The organism is Acidovorax sp. ACV02, from assembly GCF_014851475.1.
Classification (GTDB): Bacteria; Pseudomonadota; Gammaproteobacteria; order Burkholderiales; family Burkholderiaceae_C; genus Acidovorax; species Acidovorax delafieldii.
Genome location: NZ_JACUZU010000005.1, coordinates 124,061 through 144,585, shown reverse-complemented (window position 1 = coordinate 144,585; position 20,525 = coordinate 124,061). Strand labels below are relative to the sequence as shown.

At 64.5% G+C, this 20,525-nt stretch carries 20 protein-coding genes; 3 read left to right on the top strand and 17 right to left on the bottom strand.

The window, feature by feature from the left end:
- Positions 1 to 206: 206 nt before the first annotated feature.
- From IB236_RS13565 to rpsB, 16 genes are all read right to left on the bottom strand, one after another.
- Positions 207 to 980 (bottom strand): RNA methyltransferase, encoded by a 774-nt coding sequence (locus IB236_RS13565; RefSeq protein WP_192421175.1) that lies wholly within the window; start codon positions 978 to 980, stop codon positions 207 to 209.
- Between the two features lie 20 nt (positions 981 to 1,000).
- Complete coding sequence (gene rnhB / locus IB236_RS13560; RefSeq protein WP_108498900.1) at positions 1,001 to 1,633, bottom strand: ribonuclease HII; 633 nt, start codon at positions 1,631 to 1,633, stop codon at positions 1,001 to 1,003.
- Positions 1,599 to 2,762: a lipid-A-disaccharide synthase gene (lpxB, locus tag IB236_RS13555; RefSeq protein WP_192421174.1), complete on the bottom strand. Its 1,164-nt coding sequence runs from the start codon at positions 2,760 to 2,762 to the stop codon at positions 1,599 to 1,601. The genes rnhB and lpxB overlap by 35 nt, the downstream gene beginning before the upstream one ends.
- A 10-nt stretch (positions 2,763 to 2,772) precedes the next feature.
- The gene (gene lpxA, locus IB236_RS13550) at positions 2,773 to 3,561 is read right to left on the bottom strand and encodes an acyl-ACP--UDP-N-acetylglucosamine O-acyltransferase (RefSeq protein ID WP_192421173.1); all 789 of its coding nucleotides are present in this window, start codon (positions 3,559 to 3,561) and stop codon (positions 2,773 to 2,775) included.
- Between the two features lie 21 nt (positions 3,562 to 3,582).
- Complete coding sequence (gene fabZ / locus IB236_RS13545; protein WP_056067207.1) at positions 3,583 to 4,023, bottom strand: 3-hydroxyacyl-ACP dehydratase FabZ; 441 nt, start codon at positions 4,021 to 4,023, stop codon at positions 3,583 to 3,585.
- A gap of 16 nt (positions 4,024 to 4,039) precedes the next feature.
- On the bottom strand, positions 4,040 to 5,023 hold the full coding sequence (gene lpxD, locus IB236_RS13540; RefSeq protein WP_116749499.1) for a UDP-3-O-(3-hydroxymyristoyl)glucosamine N-acyltransferase: 984 nt from the start codon (positions 5,021 to 5,023) through the stop codon (positions 4,040 to 4,042).
- 24 nt (positions 5,024 to 5,047) lie between these two features.
- Positions 5,048 to 5,569, bottom strand: coding sequence for an OmpH family outer membrane protein (locus IB236_RS13535; protein WP_056067203.1), 522 nt, complete (start codon positions 5,567 to 5,569; stop codon positions 5,048 to 5,050).
- The gene (bamA, locus tag IB236_RS13530; protein WP_056067201.1) at positions 5,569 to 7,866 is read right to left on the bottom strand and encodes an outer membrane protein assembly factor BamA; all 2,298 of its coding nucleotides are present in this window, start codon (positions 7,864 to 7,866) and stop codon (positions 5,569 to 5,571) included. The genes IB236_RS13535 and bamA overlap by 1 nt, the downstream gene beginning before the upstream one ends.
- Positions 7,867 to 7,911: 45 nt before the next feature.
- Positions 7,912 to 9,276 carry an RIP metalloprotease RseP gene (gene rseP, locus IB236_RS13525; protein ID WP_192421172.1) on the bottom strand — a complete coding sequence of 455 codons (1,365 nt, stop codon included), beginning with the start codon at positions 9,274 to 9,276 and terminating at the stop codon, positions 7,912 to 7,914.
- Between the two features lie 29 nt (positions 9,277 to 9,305).
- Positions 9,306 to 10,484, bottom strand: a complete 1,179-nt coding sequence (gene ispC, locus IB236_RS13520) for a 1-deoxy-D-xylulose-5-phosphate reductoisomerase (RefSeq protein WP_192421316.1) — start codon at positions 10,482 to 10,484, stop codon at positions 9,306 to 9,308.
- Positions 10,484 to 11,338 (bottom strand): phosphatidate cytidylyltransferase, encoded by an 855-nt coding sequence (locus tag IB236_RS13515; RefSeq protein ID WP_192421171.1) that lies wholly within the window; start codon positions 11,336 to 11,338, stop codon positions 10,484 to 10,486. The genes ispC and IB236_RS13515 overlap by 1 nt, the downstream gene beginning before the upstream one ends.
- A 27-nt stretch (positions 11,339 to 11,365) precedes the next feature.
- Positions 11,366 to 12,097 carry a polyprenyl diphosphate synthase gene (gene uppS, locus IB236_RS13510; protein WP_056067194.1) on the bottom strand — a complete coding sequence of 244 codons (732 nt, stop codon included), beginning with the start codon at positions 12,095 to 12,097 and terminating at the stop codon, positions 11,366 to 11,368.
- Between the two features lie 23 nt (positions 12,098 to 12,120).
- On the bottom strand, positions 12,121 to 12,681 hold the full coding sequence (gene frr, locus IB236_RS13505) for a ribosome recycling factor (RefSeq protein WP_056067192.1): 561 nt from the start codon (positions 12,679 to 12,681) through the stop codon (positions 12,121 to 12,123).
- 49 nt (positions 12,682 to 12,730) lie between these two features.
- The gene (gene pyrH, locus IB236_RS13500) at positions 12,731 to 13,453 is read right to left on the bottom strand and encodes a UMP kinase (protein ID WP_008906712.1); all 723 of its coding nucleotides are present in this window, start codon (positions 13,451 to 13,453) and stop codon (positions 12,731 to 12,733) included.
- Between the two features lie 56 nt (positions 13,454 to 13,509).
- Complete coding sequence (tsf, locus tag IB236_RS13495) at positions 13,510 to 14,436, bottom strand: translation elongation factor Ts (protein ID WP_192421170.1); 927 nt, start codon at positions 14,434 to 14,436, stop codon at positions 13,510 to 13,512.
- Positions 14,437 to 14,542: 106 nt separating this feature from the next.
- Positions 14,543 to 15,295 (bottom strand): 30S ribosomal protein S2, encoded by a 753-nt coding sequence (rpsB, locus tag IB236_RS13490; protein ID WP_192421169.1) that lies wholly within the window; start codon positions 15,293 to 15,295, stop codon positions 14,543 to 14,545.
- A 187-nt stretch (positions 15,296 to 15,482) separates the two neighbouring features.
- Here rpsB and IB236_RS13485 point away from each other — a divergent pair, with 187 nt between their 5' ends.
- The 3 genes from IB236_RS13485 (at position 15,483) to IB236_RS13475 (ending at position 19,753) form a co-directional block, all read left to right on the top strand.
- A complete protein-coding gene (locus IB236_RS13485) occupies positions 15,483 to 16,838 on the top strand; it encodes an amidase (RefSeq protein ID WP_192421168.1) in 1,356 nt (451 codons plus the stop codon).
- 52 nt (positions 16,839 to 16,890) lie between these two features.
- Positions 16,891 to 18,123 carry an FAD-dependent oxidoreductase gene (locus tag IB236_RS13480; protein ID WP_056743629.1) on the top strand — a complete coding sequence of 411 codons (1,233 nt, stop codon included), beginning with the start codon at positions 16,891 to 16,893 and terminating at the stop codon, positions 18,121 to 18,123.
- A gap of 100 nt (positions 18,124 to 18,223) precedes the next feature.
- Positions 18,224 to 19,753 carry an NAD(P)H-hydrate dehydratase gene (locus IB236_RS13475; RefSeq protein ID WP_192421167.1) on the top strand — a complete coding sequence of 510 codons (1,530 nt, stop codon included), beginning with the start codon at positions 18,224 to 18,226 and terminating at the stop codon, positions 19,751 to 19,753.
- A 3-nt stretch (positions 19,754 to 19,756) separates the two neighbouring features.
- On the opposite strand, the gene IB236_RS13470 is transcribed toward IB236_RS13475, so the two are convergent.
- Positions 19,757 to 20,497 carry an AraC family transcriptional regulator gene (locus tag IB236_RS13470; RefSeq protein WP_192421166.1) on the bottom strand — a complete coding sequence of 247 codons (741 nt, stop codon included), beginning with the start codon at positions 20,495 to 20,497 and terminating at the stop codon, positions 19,757 to 19,759.
- Positions 20,498 to 20,525: the final 28 nt, after the last annotated feature.

Sequence of the window (20,525 nt, the reverse complement as noted above, 5' to 3'; positions counted from 1 at the left end):
GCGATGGTGCCAATGGCTGCTCTCAGATGGGTTGTTGCTTTGGGTGCGGTCGGGCGACGCTGTTGCGAGAAAAGCTCCCGATTATACCCTCCGTCGCTGACACCTCCGCAATGCACGCCTTGCATAACCCTGATACCAACGTCTATGAGCTGCAGGACCAAGACTCACCCCGAGCGCCCATGGCACCGCGGCCGGCACGGGCAGGCTCAGCGCCCTGCTCCGCTCGCGTGCAGGCAGATGGCCGCAGCCGCCGCCACGTTCAGCGACTCCTCGCCACCGGGCTGGGCGATGCGGATGCGCAACGAAGCCCTATCTTCCAGAGCCGGGCTGACGCCCTGCCCTTCGTGGCCCATCACCCAAGCGCAGGGCCAGGGCAAGGCGACGCGGTGCAGGAAGTCGCCCGCATGCGAGCTGGTGACCAGCAGCGGCACCTGCAGCGCGGCAAGATCATCCAGCGCCAGCCCCTCGATCAGGTCCAGCGCGAAATGCGCCCCCATGCCAGCCCGCAAGACCTTGGGCGACCACAGCGCGGCACTTCCCTTGATGGCGGCCACCTGGCGGAACCCGAACGCCGAGGCGCTGCGCAGGATGGAACCCACGTTGCCCGCGTCCTGCACCCTGTCCAGCACCACGGTGGGCGCATTGGGCTGGAGTGAAGCCGGTGCGGGCAAGTCCAGGATAAAGCCCATCGAGGCGGGCGACTCCAGCCCGCTCACGTCCGCAAACAGTGCATCGGCAAGGACTATGAATTTTGTAGCTGCGCCAGCATATTTCACCTGCGCTTGCGGCCAAAAAGACTCCGAAAACACCGCCACCGATGCCCGCAGCCCCCGTGCGAGCGCAGCGCGGCACAAATGATCGCCTTCAAGCCAGACACGGCCCTGCTTGCGGTACGCCGTCGTGTCCTGGGCCAAACGGCGCAAATCCTTGACGAAGGTGTTATCGCGGGAATGGATGGCGGTCACGGACGAGGAGGTCATGGCAAATTTTCAGCGCGCGGTCAGGATCCGGCACGCAGGTTCTGGGCCACCGGCGCAAACGAGCGCCGGTGGTAAATGCAGGCACCGTGTTCGCGCAAGGCGGCCATGTGCACGGCCGTACCGTACCCCTTGTGGCCGGCAAAGCCGTACTGCGGAAACTCGTCATGCACCTGCGCGCACCAGCGGTCGCGGTGCACCTTGGCAAGGATGGAGGCCGCCGAGATGGCTGGCACCAGCGCATCGCCCTTGACGATGGCCTCCGCAGGAACGTCCAGCACGGGCAGCCGGTTGCCGTCCACCAGCACCATGGCCGGTTTGAGCCGCAGCCCCATGACGGCACGGCGCATGGCCAGCAGCGTGGCCTGCAGGATGTTGAGCTGGTCAATCTCTTCCACGCTGGCCTCGGCAATGCTGCAGCACAGGGCCTTGGCGCGGATCTCGTCGTAGAGCTTCTCGCGCCGCGCGGCCGTGAGTTTCTTGGAGTCGGCCAAGCCCGCAATCGGATGCAGGTCGTCCAGGATCACAGCCGCTGCCACCACGGGCCCGGCCAGGGGGCCACGGCCAGCCTCATCCACGCCAGCCACAAGGCCGGGCGGGTGCCAGGGCAGGCAGGCCTGCTCAGGCAGCGGGAGCGAGGATTTTCTGGATCGCATCGGCAGCCAGTTGGGGGGTGTTGCGCAGCAGGCTCTCGTGCAGCGCCGTAAAGCGCTGCTCCAGGGCTGCAATTTTTCGGGGATCTTGGCGCTTTGCATCCAGCCAGTCCAGCGTGGCTGCGCAAAGCGCCTGGGGCGTGGCGGCGTCCTGGATCAGCTCGGGCACCACAAACTCGCGGCACAGGATGTTGGGCAGACCCACCCAGGGTTGCAACTGCTTGCGGCGCATGAGCCACCAGCTGAGCGGGTGCATGTGGTAGCCGATGACCATGGGCCGCTTGAAGAGCGCGGCCTCCAGCGTCGCGGTGCCGCTGGCAATCAACGTGGCATCACACGCTGCGAGCACCGTGTGCGACTGGCCCGTGGTGATTTGCAAGGCATCGCCCAGACCGCACGCGCGCGCCAACTGCTCGATGCGATCACGCAGTGCGGGCACTGCAGGCACTATCAATTTAATAGCTGGTCGCGCTTTAAGTATTAGCGCTGCAGCCTCAAAGAATGGCTGGGCAATGTACTGGATCTCGGAGGAGCGGCTCCCTGGCAGGATGGCCAGGACTTCGTCCTCATCCTTCAGGCCCAATTGCGCACGCGCGGCTGCACGGTCCGGCACCATGGGGATCACGCCCGCCAGCGGGTGACCTACGTAGGTGGCGGCAATGCCGTGCTGCGCGAGCAGCTCTGGCTCAAACGGGAAGATGCACAGCACATGGTCCGCGCTGCGGCGGATCTTGTCAACGCGATCCGCACGCCAGGCCCAGATGGACGGGCACACGAAATGCACGGTCTTGATGCCGGCAGCGCGTAAATCTGCCTCCAGGCCCAGGTTGAAATCGGGAGCGTCCACGCCGATGAACACGTCGGGGCGGTCCTTAAGCAGACGCTCGCGCAGTTGTTTGCGAATGCCCAGCAGCTCGCGCAACCGGCGCAGAACCTCCATGCTGTAGCCGTGCACTGCCAGCTTGTCGCTGGGCCACCAGGCAGTAAAACCGCGGCGCGCCATCTGCGGCCCGCCAATGCCGCTGGATTGCAGCCCGGGCCAATGCGCCTGCATGCCATCGATGAGCAAGCCCGCCAGCAAGTCGCCCGACGTCTCGCCCGCCACCATGGCGACGCGGGGGGAATCTGCCATCGCCAAGCCCTCAGCGCGCAATGCCGCGCGTGGCGTCGGCCAGGAACCGCTCCATCATCGCCGCATCGTCACCGGCCTGCGGTGCGGACTGCGCCAACTCTGCAATAGCGGCACGCGCGGCCTCCAGCGTCAGGCCCTGCCGATAAATCAGCTTGTGCATCTGCTTGACCGCGGCAATGCGCTCGGCCGAAAAGCCACGGCGGCGCAGCCCCACCACGTTGTAGCCGCGCACCGCCAAGGGATTGCCATCCACCAGCATGAAAGGCGGCACGTCCTGCGACACCGCACTGGCAAAGCCCACCATGGCGTGCGCACCAATCTTGACGAACTGGTGGATGCCTGTGAGCCCGCCCACCGTCACCCAGTCGCCCAGGTGCACATGCCCTGCCAGCGTGGTGTTGTTCGCCAGCGTGGTGTGGTTGCCCACATGGCAATCGTGCGCGACGTGGGTGTACGCCATGATCCAGTTGTCATGGCCCACAGTGGTGATGCCGCCGGCCTGGGGCACGCCCAGGTTCAGCGTGCAGAACTCGCGGATGGTGTTGCGGTCACCGATGACCAGCTCGGTCGGCTCGCCTGCGTACTTCTTGTCTTGCGGGATAGCACCGATGGAGTTGAACTGGAAGATGCGGTTGTCAGCACCAATCGTGGTGCGCCCATCGATCACGCAGTGCGCGCCAACTGTGGTGCCCGCGCCGATGGACACATGCTCGCCAATGACCGTGTAGGGCCCCACCGTGACCGTAGGGTCCAGGCGGGCGCCGTCCGCAACAATGGCTGTGGGGTGGATATTGCTCACGATCCAACAGGCCTGAACCGGTCAACCGACGTTGCGCATGGTGCACATGAGTTCGGCCTCGCAGGCCACCTCTTCGCCCACGCTCGCAACGCCCTTGAACTTCCAGATGCCACCGCGCACGCGGTCGATGGTGATGGTCAGGATCAACTGGTCGCCGGGCTCCACAGGGCGCTTGAACCGCGCGCCATCGATACCGACAAAGTAGTAAATGTTGTTCTCATCGGGCACCTTGCCCATGGCATCGAACGCCAGCAGGCCCGCAGCTTGGGCCAGTGCTTCCAGGATCAACACACCCGGCATCACCGGACGGCCAGGGAAATGCCCCATGAAATAGGGCTCGTTGAACGTGACGTTCTTGATGGCCTTGATGCGGGTGTTGCTCTCTAACTCGATCACCTTGTCCACCAGCAAAAACGGGTAGCGGTGGGGCAGTTGTTTGAGAATTGCGTGAATATCCATCATCGAGTTGTTCTTCCGTTCATGCTGCCTTGAGGGCCAGCTCCAGCGCCTTGATGCGCTCGCGCAGGCTGTGCAATTGTTTGAGTGTGGCAGCGTTTTTTTCCCAGCGCGCATTGTCGTCGATGGGGAACATGCCGGTGTACTGACCAGGCCGTGTGAGAGAGCGGGTGACCACCGTCGCGGCCGAGATGTGTACGTTGTCAGCCAGCTCCAGGTGCCCCAACACGATGGCACCACCGCCCACCGTGCAATGCGCCCCGATGGTGGCACTGCCCGCCACGCCTACACACCCAGCCATGGCCGAGTGCTTGCCGATGCGCACGTTGTGCCCGATCTGGATCAGGTTGTCGAGCTTCACGCCGTCTTCGATCACCGTGTCCTGCAGCGCACCCCGGTCGATGCAGGTGTTGGCGCCAATCTCGACGTCATCTCCAATGCGCACGGCACCCAGTTGCTCGATCTTGACCCACTGCCCGTTCTCAGGCGCAAAACCGAAACCATCAGCGCCAATGACCACGCCCGCATGGACGATGCAACGCGCGCCGATGCTGCAGCCCTCGCCCACGGTGACGCGCGACTTGAGCACGGTATCTGCGCCCACCGAGGCGCCCCGCTCAATCACGCACAGCGGACCGATGGTGGCCGAGGGGTGGACCTGCGCCGAGGGATCAACCACTGCGCTGGGGTGCACACCGGACGACCGCGCGGGCGTATTGCGCTGCCGCCACAACTGGGTAGCGCGGGCGAAGTACACGTAGGGGTTGTCGGCCACAATGCAGGCCCCCCGCGCCAATGCGGCGTCGCGCATGGCAGGCGCCACAATGACACAGGCCGCCCGGGAGGCGGCCAGTTGCTGTTGGTAGCGGGGATTGCTCAGGAAACTGAGGTCTCCCGGGCCCGCGACCTCCAGTGGCGCAATGCGGGCGATGACGGTTTCCCGCGCGCCCCCTTCCAGCGAACCACCGAGCGCATCAACAATGTGCCCGAGAAGCAAGCTGCTCACGCGCCACCTGTCTTGCGCAGCGGCTTACTTGGCAGCAGCAGCGGCATTCAGGGCCTTGATCACCTTGTCGGTGATGTCGTGCTTGGGATTGATGTAGACGGCCTCTTGCAGGATCACGTCGTATTTTTCGGCCTCGGCCACCTGCTTGACCACCTTGTTGGCGCGTTCCAGCACTTGCGACAGCTCTTCGTTCTTGCGGGCGCTCAGGTCTTCCTGAAATTCACGGCGCTTGCGCTGGAAGTCGCGGTCCTGGTCCACCAGTTGACGCTGCCGCGCAGTGCGCTGGCTCTCCGCCATGGTGGGTGCTTCACGCTCAAACTTGTCGCTGGCAGTCTTCAGGGTGTTGCCCAGATCCACCAGTTCTTTCTCGCGACGGGAGAACTCCTGCTCCAGCTTGGCCTGCGCAGCCTTGGCTGTGGTGGCTTCTCGGAAGATGCGATCGGTGTTGACGAAACCGGCTTTGAACTCTTGCGCTTGTGCAGGGGCTGCGATGGCAACGGTGCCGAGCAGCAAGGCCACGGAGAGATGGCGAGAAAAGGATTTCATTAGAAAGACGTTCCAATCTGGAATTGCAGTTTCTGGATTCTATCGCCGGCGAACTTGCGCACTGGCTGCGCAAACGCCAAACGCAAGGGACCGAGCGGCGAAATCCAGCTCAGCCCCAGGCCCACGGAGGCACGCATGTCACTGAAGGTAACTTTGTCGTTCTCGCCGTACACATTGCCCACGTCCAGGAACGTGAACACACGCAGGGTCCGGTCATTGCCAGCACCCGGGAACGGAGCAATCAGCTCGGTGTTCAGCGTGATCTTCTTGGGCCCACCCAACGAGGCCCCGGTCACATCACGCGGTCCCAAGGTGCCCTGGTCGAAACCACGCACCGAGCCCAGACCACCCGAGTAGAAGTTCTTGAATACCGGGAACGGACGGCCGTTCAAGCCCTTGCCGTAACCGGCCTCGCCGTTGAACGCAATGGTGAAGCGCTTGTTGAGGGGGATGTATTGCTGGTACTGATAGTTGGCCCGCACGTAGCGTGCATCGCCCGCCACAGACCATTCGGAATTGAGGCGCTGGTACCGGCCGGAGTTGGGCGCCAAGGCGCTGTCCCGGTCGTCGCGGGACCAGCCTACGGTCAATGGAATTGACGTGCTGCTGTAGCCGAACTTGTCTGCATAGAACAGGTAAGTGGCCGGGATGTTCGTGCCGGGCTTGATGCGGGTCTGCTCCAGCCCACCGCCAAAGAACACCGTATCAGTCTCACTGAAAGGCACACCAAAACGCACGGAAGTCCCGGTGGTAACCAGCTGGTAATTGCCCCCCTGGTCTTCATAGGGCTTGTCGGTGCGGTAGTACACATCGAGCGTGCGCGAGATGCCTTCGGGCGTGAAGTACGGGTTGGTGGTGCTGAACACCAATGTGCGCCGGTACTTGCTCGTGTTGACGTCGATGCCCAGGTAGTTGCCCGAGCCAAAGATGTTTTCCTGCTTGATACCGAACGAGAGAGACGCTTTTTCGGCGCTGGAAAAACCCACACCCAGTTGCAACGAGCCGGTGGGCTTTTCTGCCACGTTGATCACCAGATCGACCTGGTCGGGCGAGCCGGGCACTTCCTGGGTTTCCACGTTCACTTCCGTGAAGAAGCCCAGACGGTCCACGCGGTCGCGGGACAGGCGGATCTTGTCGCCGTCGTACCAGGAGGCTTCGTACTGGCGGAACTCACGGCGAATGACTTCGTCACGCGTGCGGTTGTTGCCACTGACGTTGATACGGCGCACGTAGGCGCGGCGTGCTGGTTCGGCTTGCAGCACAAAATTGACGCGATTGTTCTCACGATCAATTTCGGGCACAGCCTCCACGCGGGCAAACGCAAAACCAAAGCGGGCAAAGTACTCGGAAAACGCCTTGGTGGTTTCAGTCACCTGGTCCGCGTTGTAGGGCTCACCGGGGCGAATGGTCACCAGCGACTTGAACTCGTCCTCGCGGTCCAGATAGTTGCCTTCGAGTTTCACGCCCGACACCACATACCGTTCGCCTTCCGTCACATTGACAGTGATGGAGATGTCCTGCTTGTCCGGCGAGATGGCGACCTGCGTCGAGTCCACACGGAACTCCAGGTAGCCGCGCTGCAGGTAATACGAGCGCAGGGTTTCAAGGTCGGCGTTGAGCTTGGTGCGCGAGTAGCGATCGGACTTGGTGTACCAGCTCAGCCAGCCCCCCGTGTCCTGGTCGAACAGGCCCTTGAGCGTCGATTCACTGAACGCCTTGTTGCCCACGATGCGCACTTCCTTGATGCGTGCGGGCTCACCTTCCGTGATCGTGAAGGTCAGGTTCACGCGGTTGCGCTCGATGGGCGTGACCGTGGTCACCACCTCGGCGCCATACAGGCTCTTGTTGATGTACTGGCGCTTGAGCTCTTGTTCGGCGCGGTCGGTGAGCGCCTTGTCATAAGGACGCCCTTCCGTCAGGCCCACTTCGCGCATGGCTTTTTTGAGCGCATCTTTGTCGAATTCACGGGCACCGGCAAAGTCCACGTCGGCGACAGTGGGGCGCTCTTCGACCACCACCACCAGAACGTTGCCGCTGGCCTCCAGGCGCACATCCTTGAAGAGTCCCAGGCCGAACAACGCACGAATTGCTGCGGCGCCTTTTTCGTCGTTGTAGTCGTCACCCACCCGCAGGGGCATGGATGCAAACACGGTACCCGGCTCCACACGCTGCAAGCCCTCCACGCGAATGTCCTGCACCTTGAATGGCTCCAGAGCCCATGCCGCATTGGCGGCAAAAATCATGGCTGCAACGGCCGATGCGGTACGCACGCCCAGGCGATTGATGTGTTTTTTCATGAATGAAGCGGGAGCCGCAGTTGCAGGGCAAGCGCGGCAAAAGTGTTAGCCAAAGAGCCGGGTGATATCGTTGAACAGAGCTATGGACATCATGACAAGCAGGACAGCAACGCCTCCACGCTGCAATCGCTCCATCCATGCGTCCGACACACCCCTGCCCGTGACACCCTCCCAAAGATAATACATCAGGTGCCCACCGTCCAAGACTGGCAGCGGAAGCAGGTTCAGCACCCCCAGGCTCACACTGATCAGGGCCAGAAAGATGAGGTACTGCGTCAGCCCCATGCTGGCTGAGCGGCCTGCGTAGTCGGCAATGGTCAAGGGGCCACTGAGGTTCTTGAGCGACGCCTCGCCGATCACCATGCGGCCCATCATGCGCAGAGTCAGCAGCGACACATCCCAGGTCTTCACCACACCACCCCACAGACCATCGACCAGCCCGTAGTCCACCGTGACAAATTCTGGTGCAGCTCCCACATAGGCGCCAATGCGCCCCACCGTATTGGCTGGTTCGGTCACAGCCTCGGGCAACACATCCAGTGTCATCACCTGACCACCGCGCTCAACGCGCCATGGCTGCGCCAATGCCTCGTTGCCCCGCACCGACTGCCGGATCAACTCGCGCAATTGCTGGCCGTCCACCACATCGGTCTGCCCCACCTTGAGCACCACATCACCTTGGCGCAGGCCAGAGCGCTCAGCCGCGCTTTGCGCCATGACCTCGCCCAACACAGGGCGGGTCCAAGGCCCCAGGATGCCGACCTTGCGAAACAGCTGGGCATCAGCCTCACGGCTGTCGATCCGGGACATGTCGAGCACAACCTCACGATGGCCCGCACCATGGGCGGACTGGACGTCAAGACGCACGTTCAGCCCCTCAAGCGCACCACGGGTCAGCAGCCACCGCAGGTCTTCAAACGAACGAACTGGCTCCAGGTCTTCTGCCCCCAATGCGGCGCGCTCTACCAGTTCACCGCCCCGCAAACCGGCACTGTGTGCGACCGACCCTGCGACCGGGCTTGCCAGAATGGCCCGGGGCTCCTCGACACCGTTCCAGTTCACCACCGAATACAGCAGCACTGCCAACAACAAATTGGCGATGGGCCCAGCCGCAACGATGGCTGCTCGCGAGCGCAGGGGCTGGGTGTTGAAGGCCAGATGCCGCTCCTCTGCGGCAACGGGTGCCTCGCGCTCGTCCAGCATGCGCACATAGCCCCCCAATGGGAAGGCTCCCAGCACAAACTCCGTGGGAGACCCCTGGGGCTGCCAGCGCAGTAGCGGCTTGCCGAAACCCACAGAGAACCGCAATACCTTGACCCCACAGGCCACCGCCACGCGGTAGTGCCCGTATTCGTGCACTGCGATCAAAAGACCGAGGGCGACGATGAAGGCAGCGATAGTAAGCAGCATGGATGGATGGTTCCTGAGTGGGCCGGCAGTCAGGCAGCCAGACGGCCCGCCACATGTTCTGCCGCATGGCGGGCCTGGGTATCCAGATCCATCAATGCAGCCAGCGAATCGGGCTTGGAGGGCGAAACTGCATCCAAAGTTGCAAGGTTGACCGCATGAATATGGTCAAAACGCAGCCGACCCGACAAAAAGGCGCTCACCGCCACCTCGTTGGCCGCATTCAGCACGGCAGTGGTCCCCTCAGCCGCCTTCAGCGCCTGCCAGGACAGGTGCAGGCCCGGGAAGCGAATGGCGTCCGCGTCTTCAAACGCGAGGGCGCTCAGGGTCGAGAAATCCAGCTTGCTGGCCCCGCTGGTAATGCGCTCGGGCCAGGACAGGCCGCAGGCAATCGGCACGCGCATGTCGGGCGTCCCCAACTGCGCCAGGATGGAAGCATCCTTGAACTGCACCATGGAGTGGATGATCTGCTGCGGGTGGATGACCACCTTGATCTGGTCTGGGTGCAGATCAAACAGCCAACGCGCCTCAATGACCTCCAAGGCCTTGTTCATCATCGTGGCCGAATCCACGGAAATCTTGCGTCCCATCGAGAAGTTGGGATGCGCACAGGCCTGGTCAGGGGTGATCTGCGCCAACGTGGCCGGATCCCGCTGGCGGAAGGGACCGCCCGAGGCTGTGAGCAGGATGCTGTCCACCCGGTCAGACCAGGTGGCAGGGTCTTCTGGCAGGCACTGGAAGATCGCAGAGTGTTCGCTGTCGATGGGCAGCAGTGTGGCACCGCCGTCGCGCACGGTCTGCATGAACAGCCCGCCACCCACCACCAGGGCCTCCTTGTTGGCCAACAGCAATCGTTTGCCCGCGCGCGCCGCAGCCAGACACGGAGCCAGACCGGCAGCCCCCACGATAGCCGCCATTACGGCGTCGACCTCATCATGAGACGCTATGATTTCAAGAGCATCTTGCGCTTGTATCACTTTTGTCGGGAGGCTATTGGCCTGCAATTTTTCTGCCAGCTCCGCCGCATGGGATGCGCTGGCCATCACCGCGTAGCGAGGGCGAAACTGCGCGCATTGTTGCAGCAGCAGATCCACTTGCGTCGCAGCGCTGAGGGCAAACACCTCGAAGCGCTCCGGGTGGCGTGCCACCACATCCAGCGTGCTGGTCCCAATGGAGCCGGTGGAGCCGAGAACGGTGAGTCGTTGTTTCATCATGGGGTCGTCAGGCTCGTGAGCATCATGACCAGGGGCAGTGTGGGCAGCAAGGCATCCACGCGGTCAAGCACGCCGCCGTGTCCGGGCAAAAGGCCACTGCTGTCCTTGACTCCGGCGCTGCGCTTGATGAGCGACTCCACCAGGTCACCCGACACGCTCATGGCCACCATGAACAACGCCGCAATCACCAGCAACCACCAGCCCTGCTGCGCCATGCGGCTGTAAAAACTGGGCACCGACGCCTGCCAGTGGGCATCCGCTGCCGCCCAAACAAAAGCCATCACCATCACCCCTGCCAGGCCGCCCCACACACCTTCCCAGCTCTTGCCGGGACTGATCGAGGGCGCCAGCTTGCCCTTGGTAAACCGCAATCCGAATGCGCGCCCCGCAAAGTAGGCAAAGATGTCGGCCACCCACACCAGCAGCAGCACCGACAGCAAAAAATTGATGCCCACATTGCGGGCCTGCACCACGGCCAGCCATGCGAGCCACAAGGCAAGCACGCCAGCCACGAGACGCACACCGGCTGGTATGCGGGGCCAGCCGGGCACTCCGGCCTTGAGCAGCCAGGCAGCCGCCAGGACCCACAGCCCGCCGCCCACCACCCATAGGGCAGTCAACGGGCGATCGACCCAGCCCAGCGCCCACGACCCGGCGCACAAGGCCACACAGGCCACACCCACCGCCACGGAACCTGCTTGGCCAAAGCCGCTCAGACGACCCCATTCCCAAGCCCCGGCAGCCATCAGAACCAACACGACCAGCGTGAACGGTATGGTGTTGGCGTAGAAAAGCGCGGGCAACAAGATGGCCAGCAGAACAAGGGCTGTGATGACGCGCTGTTGAAGCATGGGGGCTTTCAGAACCTGTTCAGGTTCTCAACCCGGCATCGGATCAGGATGCGCGGACAGAATCTGTTCAGAGGTTTTGCCAAAACGGCGCTCGCGGCGGCTGAAGGCGTCGATGGCCTCGTCCAGGGCGGACTCATCGAAATCGGGCCACAGTCGGTCGCTGAAGAAGAACTCGGAGTATGCCGATTGCCAGAGCAAAAAGTTGCTGATCCGCATTTCTCCCCCGGTGCGGATCACGAGGTCGGGGTCGGGCACGTGGGCCAATCCCATCGCATTGTGCAGACTGGCCTCGGTGATGGGCTCGCCACGGGCAGCCAGCGATGCAGCCGCCTGCGCGATGTCCCAGCGGCCTCCGTAGTTGAAGCAGACGTTGAGCACCAGGCGGGTGTTGTCCGCCGTGGCGGCTTCTGCCTGACCCAGGCCGTCTCGCACCTTGGGCGAAAGGCTGCCACGTTCGCCCACAAAATGAAGACGCACGCCGTCTTTCTTGAGCTGGGGCACCTCGCGCGCCAGCGCCATCGCCAGCAGCTCCATGAGGCCGGAGACCTCGTCGGCGGGGCGGTTCCAGTTTTCGGAAGAGAACGCAAACACCGTGAGCACACCGACGCCGCGCTGCACGCAAGCACGTGCGCAGCGGCGAAGTGAGTCAACCCCTTGCTTGTGGCCGGCCAGACGCGGCAGAAAGCGACGCGTAGCCCAGCGGCCGTTGCCATCCATGACGATGGCAATGTGGTGTGGCACCACCGGAGATACAGACATGGGAATGTTCAAGCCCTGGGGGCTCAAACCGCCATGATTTCCTGCTCTTTGGCGGCCACCAGCGCGTCGATCTCGGCGATGTGCTTGTCGGTGAATTTTTGCACTTCCGTTTCGGCGCGCTTCTGGTCGTCTTCGGACGCCAGCTTGTCCTTGACCAGTTTTTTGACGGATTCGTTGGCATCGCGGCGCAGGTTGCGCACGGCGATCTTGGCGCTCTCGCCCTCGTTGCGCGCGAGCTTCGTCATTTCCTTGCGGCGCTCTTCGCTCATGGGGGGCATAGGCACGCGGATCAGGTCGCCCATGGAAGCCGGGTTCAAGCCCAGGTCGCTTTCGCGAATAGCCTTTTCAATCTTGGCGCCCATGCCCTTTTCCCAGGGCTGCACGCTGATGGTGCGCGAATCGATCAGCGCCACGTTGGCCACCTGGCTCAGTGGAACCAGGGAGCCGTAATACTCGACCTGCACCGTATCGAGCAGGGCCGGATTGGCACGACCGGTGCGAATCTTCTGCAGGTTGTTCTTGAACGCGGTGATGGACTGGTCCATCTTGGTTTCAGCAGTCTTCTTGATGTCGGCAATCGTCATGTTTTCTCCTCGGGCCGACCTGCATGCAATGCAGGCCTTTCCATCGTGATCAAGCGTAAACCAGCGTACCTTCGTCTTCGCCCATCACCACGCGCTTCAAGGCGCCGTGTTTGATGATGGAGAACACCTTCACGGGCAGCTTCTGGTCACGGCACAGGGCGAAGGCAGTCGCGTCCATGATGCCCAGATTGCGGGACATGGCCTCGTCAAAGCTGAGCTTGGTGTAGCGCGTCGCCGTGGGATCCTTCTGGGGGTCGGCAGTATAAACGCCGTCCACCTTGGTAGCCTTGAGCACCAGTTCGGCGCCAATTTCCGCGCCACGCAGGGCAGCTGCTGTGTCGGTGGTGAAAAACGGGTTGCCCGTACCGGCCGCGAAGACCACGACCTTGCCCTCTTCAAGATACTGCAGCGCCTTGGGGCGCACATAGGGCTCGACCACCTGCTCAATGGCAATGGCGGACATCACACGGGCCACCAGGCCCTGCTTGTCCATGGCGTCGGCCAGGGCCAGGGCGTTCATCACGGTGGCCAGCATGCCCATGTAGTCGGCGGTGGCACGGTCCATCCCGACCGAGCCCCCGGCGACACCACGGAAAATATTGCCCCCACCGATCACCACGGCCACCTGGACACCCAGGCGGGTCACTTCGGCGATCTCCTCGACCATGCGCACGATGGTGGCGCGGTTGATACCGAAGGCGTCATCCCCCATCAGCGCCTCACCAGACAGCTTGAGCAAAATGCGCTTATGGGCTGGTGCAGCGTTGGACATGGGAAATTTCTCCAGTAAGTGGTACGAGGCTTTGGTGGGGTGGTTACAGGGAACGATCAGGCAGCAGCCTTGGCAGCAGCCACCTGCGCAGCCACTTCGGCAGCAAAGTCGTCCACCTTCTTCTCGATGCCTTCGCCCACCACGTACAGGGTGAAGCCCTTCACGTTGGTGTTGGCAGCCTTGAGCATCTGGGCCACGGTTTGCTTGCCGTCGGCAGCCTTAACGAAGACCTGGTCGGCCAGCGAGACTTCCTTGAGGTACTTCTGCACCGCGCCGTCGATGCGCTTGGCCGTGATTTCAGCGCTTTGTGCAGGCTTGCCGGCAGCCACGAGTTCCTTGTTGGCTTCGTCAGCCTTGCCTTCGGCGACCGAGCGCTCCTTGGCGATCAGGTCGGCAGGCACGTCGGCGCTGGTCAGGGCCACGGGCTTCATGGCGGCCACGTGCATGGCAACATCCTTGGCGGCGGTGGCGTCACCGTCGAACTCGACGACCACACCGATGCGCGAGCCGTGCAGGTAGGCTGCCAGGTTGGAGCCGCTGAAGCGCTTGAAGCGGCGGAACGACATGTTTTCGCCGATCTTGCCGATCAAGCCCTTGCGCACATCTTCCAGCGTGGGGCCGAAGCTGTCTTGCTCATAGGGCATTGCACCCAGGGCTTCCACCGTGGCGGGGTTGTGCAGTGCCACCAGCTTGGCAGCGGCGTTGGCCATGGCAATGAAGCTGTCGTTCTTGGAAACGAAGTCGGTTTCGCTGTTGACTTCGACCAGAGCACCCGTGGTGCCGTCGATGTAGCTGGCGACCACGCCTTCAGCAGTCACGCGCGATGCGGCCTTGCCAGCCTTGGTGCCCAGCTTAACGCGCAACAGCTCTTCCGCCTTGGCCATGTCGCCGTCGGCTTCGGTCAGCGCCTTCTTGCATTCCATCATGGGGGCGTCGGTCTTGCCACGCAGTTCAGCCACCATGCTTGCGGTAATTGCAGCCATCTTTATTCCTTCAGTATTCAGTTCAGTCAGTTCAGATTCGGGCTAAAAAAAAGGGGGCTCACCAGGGGCCCCGCTTTTGTTCGCGACGGATCGCGCAGCCGGGCTATCAGGCAGCGGCTTCTTGCACTTCCACGAATTCGTCGGTGCTCTCGGCGGTTGCAGCCTTCACGACTTCATTCACGGCGTTGGCACGGCCTTCGATGATCGCGTCAGCGATGCCACGGGCGTACAGCGTCACGGCCTTGGCCGAGTCGTCGTTACCAGGGATCACGTAGTCGATGCCTTCGGGCGAGTGGTTGGTATCAACCACACCGATCAGCGGGATGCCCAGCTTCTTGGCTTCGGCCACGGCGATCTTGTGGAAACCCACGTCGATGATGAAGATGGCGTCGGGCAGAGCAGCCATGTCCTGGATGCCGCCGATGTCCTTTTCGAGCTTTTCGATTTCGCGGGAGAACGTCAGTTGCTCTTTCTTGCTCAGGCTCTCGAGGCCAGCTTCTTGCTGAGCCTTCATGTCCTTGAGGCGCTTGATCGAGGTCTTCACGGTCTTGAAGTTCGTCAGCATGCCGCCCAGCCAGCGCTGGTCCACGAAAGGCACACCAGCGCGTTGCGCTTCGGTGGCCAGGATTTCACGGGCTTGGCGCTTCGTGCCGACCATCAGGATCGTGCCGCGGTTGGCAGCCAGTTGCTTGGCGAACTTTTGGGCTTCCTGGAACAGTGGCAGCGACTTTTCCAGGTTGATGATGTGAATCTTGTTGCGATGGCCGAAGATGTAGGGGGCCATCTTGGGGTTCCAGAAGCGGGTTTGGTGACCGAAGTGGACACCGGCTTCCAGCATTTCGCGCATGGTAACGGACATAAAAATACTCCAAAGGTTAGGTCTAAAATCAGCCCCAATATTTGCAGTGCCGTGATCCTCACGAACACTGCAACACCTTGACAGGGCTGCTTTGCGATTGGTCTTGCCGCAGCGGCCACGCCGGTTGTGCAATCCTTGCACCACTGCGCTACTGCTCCCAGCAAAACCCAAAGATTCTAGCACACCCATGCTCCCTGACCTGATCGCCATCCGTGAGCAACTGCGGGACGGCGCCACCACCGCGCCCGCCGAGCTGGAGCGCTGCATCGACGCCGCCCAGGCCGCATCCAACACCCACAGCTTTGTGCGCACGCTCTTTGACGAGGCACGCACCACGGCGGTGCAGCCGGGTGTGGCCCAGCTGCCCCTGGCCGGGCTGGCGGTGTCGGTGAAGGACTTGTTTGACGTGGCCGGCCAACCCACCCCGGCGGGCTCTACCGCGCTCGCAGACGCTCCCGCAGTAGCCGAGGACTGCCCGGCCGTGGCCCGCCTGCGCGCAGCGGGCGCCAGCCTGATCGGCCGCACCAACATGGTGGAGTTCGCGTTCTCTGGCGTCGGCGTCAACCCCCACTACGGCACGCCTGCTGCCTGGGATGCCCGCTTTGGCGCCCTGCCCGGCGCGCCCCGCGTGCCCGGCGGGTCTTCGTCCGGCGCCGGGGTATCGGTGGCCACTGGCGCGGCGTTCATCGGGCTGGGATCGGACACCGGTGGCTCCATCCGCATTCCTGCAGCGCTCAACGGCATCGTGGGCTTCAAGAACACCGCCCGGCTGGTGCCTACCGCCGGCGCCGTGCCGCTGTCCACCACCCTGGACACCGCCTGCGCCATGACGCGCACCGTGCGCGACGCCATCGTGGCGCACGAGGTGCTGGCCGCCCGGCGGGTGACGCGCAGCCTGGCGCCGCTGTCCCAGTATCGGCTGGCGGTGCCGTCCACCCTCTTCCTGGACGGGCTCGACGCCCCCGTGGCGCGCGCCTTTGAGCGCAGTGTGGAAGCCTTGCGCCAGGCGGGCGCGCAGATCGACACCATCGCCCTGCCCGCTGTGCTGGAGCAGCCCGCCTACGGCTTTGCCGCCCCAGAAGCCTACGCCTGGCACCGCGAGCTGCTGCAGCGCGCAGGCGGCCGCTACGACCCCCGGGTGCGCATGCGCATCGAAAAAGGGGCCACGCTGATGGCCTGGGAATACATCGACCTGCTGCAGGCGCGCCAGCAATGGATTGCACGCATGATCGCCGACATGGAGCCGTACGACGCCCTGCTGTCCCCCACCGTGCCCATCGTGGCGCCACTGCTGGCCGATGTCGCCCACGCAGATGGCGTGGACAAGGCCCGGGACGCCGCCCGCGATGCCGAGTTCTTCCGCGTCAACAACCTGCTGCTGCGCAACACCAGTGTGGTCAATCTGCTGGACGGCTGTGCGCTGTCGCTCCCCTGCCACGTGCAAGGGGAACTCCCGGTCGGGCTGATGGTCTGGCACGGGGCGCTCAGGGATGACACGGTGCTCAACATCAGCCTGCAGATCGAGCAAACACTACAAAAATAATAGCTACCAGCGCATGATTCACTAGCGCTACAAGCCAAAAACACCCAAATTCATGAAGATTGCCATCGTGGGCGCCGGCATTGTCGGCGTCACCACCGCGTACGAACTGGCCAGCGACGGCCACGAAGTCACGGTGTTTGAACAACGCAGTGCGGCCGCCGAAGAGGCCAGCTTTGCCACCGCCGGGCTGCTGGCGCCCCACCTGCTCAGCCCCTGGGCGCTGCCGGGCTTCGGCCAGCCGCTGCGACTGATGGGGACACAGGCCACCCTGCGGCTGGCTGGCGGCCTGACCCGCGCCAACTGGGCCTGGCTGCGGCGCTGGCGCAGCATGGCGCGCAGCCACAGCGCCCCGGCCGCCGCGGTCGAACGCCTGGCGCAATACAGCCAAGCTCGACTGCAGGCCATTGCGAACCAGCATGAGCTGGACTTTGAAGCCAGCGACGGCCGCCTGGTGCTGCTGCGCACCGAAGAAGACCGCACCCGCCTGCAACCCGCGCTGCAAGTGCTGCGCGACAGCGGCGTGGCCCTGCGTGAGATCGACGCCGACGTGGCGCGCCAGATCGAGCCCGGCCTCTCGCCCGAAGCCCCGCTGGCCGGCGCGATCCACCTGCCCGATGCACGCGCCGGCAACTGCCGTCTGTTTGCACAGTTGCTGCGCCAGGGCATCCAGGGTGCGGGGGTGCAGTTTGTGTTCAACACCCGCGTAGACCGCGTCGGCACCAGCCCCACGGGCGTGGTGCTGCAGGGCGAAACCGACCTGCGCCGCTTTGATGCCGTGGTGCTGTGCGCCGGCATGGCATCGGCCACGCTGCTGCCCGCACTGGGCCTGGGGCTGCCCATGGCGGCGGTGTACGGCTACTCCGTGAGCGCCCCACTGCGCGAATCCACCCACGCCCCCCGCGCCAGCGTGGTGGATGCGGGCCAGCAAATCTCCATCACCCGCCTGGGCCAGCGCGTGCGCATTGCCGGTGGCGCTGAACTGGCCGGGGCCGATGCCGAGCACCACACCCCCACACTGCAGCGCCTGTACCGCACGCTGAACGACTGGTTCCCCGGGGGCGCGCAGCTCTCATCCAACCTGCAGATCTGGCGCGGTGCCCGCACCATGCTGCCCGACGGTGCCCCGGTGGTGGGCGCCAGCGGCGTGCCGGGCCTGTGGCTCAACACCGGCCATGGCGCTGGCGGCTGGGCCCTGGCCTGCGGCAGCGCGCGGGCACTGGCCGACCTGATCGCGCAGCGGGAACCTGAGGTGTCGCTGGACGGGCTGGGCATGCGGCGGTTCTAAGAGCCTGTTCACAGGCCCGCCTGCGCTTTGCCTGCACGGGGCGTCGGCGCACAATGACAGGCGCGCTGCCGCTGGCAGCAGCCCTTGCCCCCTGCAGCCCATGCACCGCATCACCGCCCACCAGCCTTATCCCCTGTTCAACACGGCCGCCACACGCCGCCTGGAAAAAGCGGCGGCAGCCGCCCTGCCTCCGCACGCGCTCATGCAGCGCGCCGGCCTGGCCGTCGCGCAACTGGCCCAGGCGCTGGCACCCCACGCACGCACCGTGTGGATTGCCTGCGGCCCCGGCAACAACGGGGGTGACGGGCTGGAGGCTGCCATGCACCTGCAGCGCAGTGGCCGCAGAGTGGTCGTGACCTGGCTGGGCCAGCCCGATACGGCCCCGGCGGATGCCAGGGCCTCCTGGCAGCGCGCACGGGATGCGGGCGTATCCTGGGCAGACACTGCCCCCGACGATCTGGGGGCCAGCGACCTGTGCATTGATGCGCTACTGGGCATTGGCGTCTCTTCGTCACCCCACAGCCCCGCACGCGCGCCCGACGCAAGGCTCAGAGCCTGCCTGCAAGCCCTGCACCGCAGCCCGGCCCCCATGCTGGCCGTGGACCTGCCCAGCGGGCTGGACGCGGACACCGGCCAGTTTGCCGCAGGCCTGGCGCCCGACACCCCACCCCACCTGCACCACCAAGCGCCCCCGCCACGCCACACGCTGAGTCTGCTCACCCTCAAGCCCGGCCTGTTCACCGCCGCCGGGCGGGACGCAGCAGGCCAGGTCTGGCTGGATGATCTGGGCGTAGAACCCGGGCACGAGCCGCCCAACGCCTGGCTCTCCGGCCCCGCCCTGCCCGCCCGCCGCTCCCATGCGAGTCACAAGGGCAGCTATGGCGACGTGGCCGTGGTGGGTGGCGAAGGACTGGCAGCGCGGGGCATGGGCATGGCGGGCGCCGCCCTGCTCGCGGCCTCGGCGGCCCTGCACAGCGGCGCGGGCCGGGTGCTGGTGGCCCTGCTGGACGATGGGCATCTGCAACTGGACCTGCAGCAGCCCGAGTTGATGTTCCGCCGCCTTGACGCCCTCGCGCTCGAACAGCTCACCGTGGTCTGCGGCTGTGGCGGCGGGCAGGCCATCGCACGCGCGCTGCCCGAGGTCATCACCCGCGCGGCCCGACTGGTGCTGGATGCCGACGCGCTCAACACCATCGCCACCCAGGCCGCACTGCACGCGCTGGTGGTGGCACGCGGACAGCACGGGCAACCCACGGTGCTCACACCGCACCCGCTGGAGGCTGCGCGCCTGCTGGGCCTGACCACGGCCGAGGTCCAGGCCCACCGGCTGGATGCCGCGCAGCAACTGGCCAACCAGTTCAACTGCGTGGCCGTGCTCAAAGGCTCGGGCACCGTGATCGCGGCACCCGACCGCGTCCCGGCCATCAACCCCACGGGCAATGCGCGGCTGGCCACGGCGGGTACGGGCGATGTGCTGGCAGGCATGGTGGGCGCCCACCTGGCCGCCGGTGCCAGCGCCTTGCGCGCGGCGAGTGAAGCGGTGTACCAGCATGGCCAGGCGGCTGATGATTGGCCAGCGCGCCAGGCGCTGACGGCCAGCGCGCTGGCGCGGCGCGTAGGCGGAAGCTGAGCCTCAGGCCAGCAAGGTCACCTTCTTGAGCGGCTTGAGCACGCTCGACGGTGTCATGCCAAAGGTCTGCCGGAACATGCGGCTGAAGTGGGCCGAATCAGAAAACTCGCCATGTAGCGCCGCGTCGGTCAGGCGCGGGCTGACCGCCAGCCCCGCCATCGCCAACCGCACCTGGGACCAGACCCGATAGGTGCGCAAGCTCACGCCCATCTCGGCGCGAAACAGGTGGTTGAAACGCGATGCTGAAAGCTGGACGCCCGAGGCCAGGTCACCCCGTGCCACCCGCCCCGCCTGCGGATGGCGCAGCACGTGCAGGCTGCGGACGACGCGTGGGTCGAGCGGCGCCACCTCGCTATCGAGCGGGCACCGCAGCAAGGCGGGCAGGTCGAAGTGATGCAGATAACCCTCTATGGCACTGCGCGCGCCCACCGGGACTGCAACGTCCACCACCACACCCCCCTCCTGCCCGAACAGCCCCCGCAGGCCGCGCGCCTGCGCCGAATCTGGCTCCAGGTACACCAGCGCCACCACTTCACCACAAGGGTCGAACAGATGCTCCACCCCGGCATCGACCAACGCGCTGTGGCAGGTCTCCACACGCCCTGGCCCCCAGTGCACCGCAAACCGGCCCGAGAGCCCCATCAGCAGCACCGGCGATGCATGGCAGTGCCAGCCCGTGGCCGGGATCTCTCCGACGTAGAGCGCGCGGTCAGTGCCCAGGGTCAGTGTGTTGCGTGTCGGCATAGCCCAAACCTACAAGTTTTTTTACCGA

Excerpts from the sequence above, each read along its gene's own strand:
- IB236_RS13565 (WP_192421175.1), bottom strand. The coding sequence starts at position 980 with ATGACCTCCTCGTCCGTGACCGCCATCCATTCCCGCGATAACACCTTC.
- rnhB (WP_108498900.1), bottom strand. The coding sequence starts at position 1,633 with ATGCGATCCAGAAAATCCTCGCTCCCGCTGCCTGAGCAGGCCTGCCTG.
- lpxB (WP_192421174.1), bottom strand. The coding sequence starts at position 2,762 with ATGGCAGATTCCCCCCGCGTCGCCATGGTGGCGGGCGAGACGTCGGGC.
- fabZ (WP_056067207.1), bottom strand. The coding sequence starts at position 4,023 with ATGATGGATATTCACGCAATTCTCAAACAACTGCCCCACCGCTACCCG.
- IB236_RS13535 (WP_056067203.1), bottom strand. The coding sequence starts at position 5,569 with ATGAAATCCTTTTCTCGCCATCTCTCCGTGGCCTTGCTGCTCGGCACC.
- bamA (WP_056067201.1), bottom strand. The coding sequence starts at position 7,866 with ATGAAAAAACACATCAATCGCCTGGGCGTGCGTACCGCATCGGCCGTT.
- rseP (WP_192421172.1), bottom strand. The coding sequence starts at position 9,276 with ATGCTGCTTACTATCGCTGCCTTCATCGTCGCCCTCGGTCTTTTGATC.
- ispC (WP_192421316.1), bottom strand. The coding sequence starts at position 10,484 with ATGAAACAACGACTCACCGTTCTCGGCTCCACCGGCTCCATTGGGACC.
- IB236_RS13515 (WP_192421171.1), bottom strand. The coding sequence starts at position 11,338 with ATGCTTCAACAGCGCGTCATCACAGCCCTTGTTCTGCTGGCCATCTTG.
- uppS (WP_056067194.1), bottom strand. The coding sequence starts at position 12,097 with ATGTCTGTATCTCCGGTGGTGCCACACCACATTGCCATCGTCATGGAT.
- frr (WP_056067192.1), bottom strand. The coding sequence starts at position 12,681 with ATGACGATTGCCGACATCAAGAAGACTGCTGAAACCAAGATGGACCAG.
- pyrH (WP_008906712.1), bottom strand. The coding sequence starts at position 13,453 with ATGTCCAACGCTGCACCAGCCCATAAGCGCATTTTGCTCAAGCTGTCT.
- tsf (WP_192421170.1), bottom strand. The coding sequence starts at position 14,436 with ATGGCTGCAATTACCGCAAGCATGGTGGCTGAACTGCGTGGCAAGACC.
- rpsB (WP_192421169.1), bottom strand. The coding sequence starts at position 15,295 with ATGTCCGTTACCATGCGCGAAATGCTGGAAGCCGGTGTCCACTTCGGT.
- IB236_RS13485 (WP_192421168.1), top strand. The coding sequence starts at position 15,483 with ATGCTCCCTGACCTGATCGCCATCCGTGAGCAACTGCGGGACGGCGCC.
- IB236_RS13480 (WP_056743629.1), top strand. The coding sequence starts at position 16,891 with ATGAAGATTGCCATCGTGGGCGCCGGCATTGTCGGCGTCACCACCGCG.
- IB236_RS13475 (WP_192421167.1), top strand. The coding sequence starts at position 18,224 with ATGCACCGCATCACCGCCCACCAGCCTTATCCCCTGTTCAACACGGCC.
- IB236_RS13470 (WP_192421166.1), bottom strand. The coding sequence starts at position 20,497 with ATGCCGACACGCAACACACTGACCCTGGGCACTGACCGCGCGCTCTAC.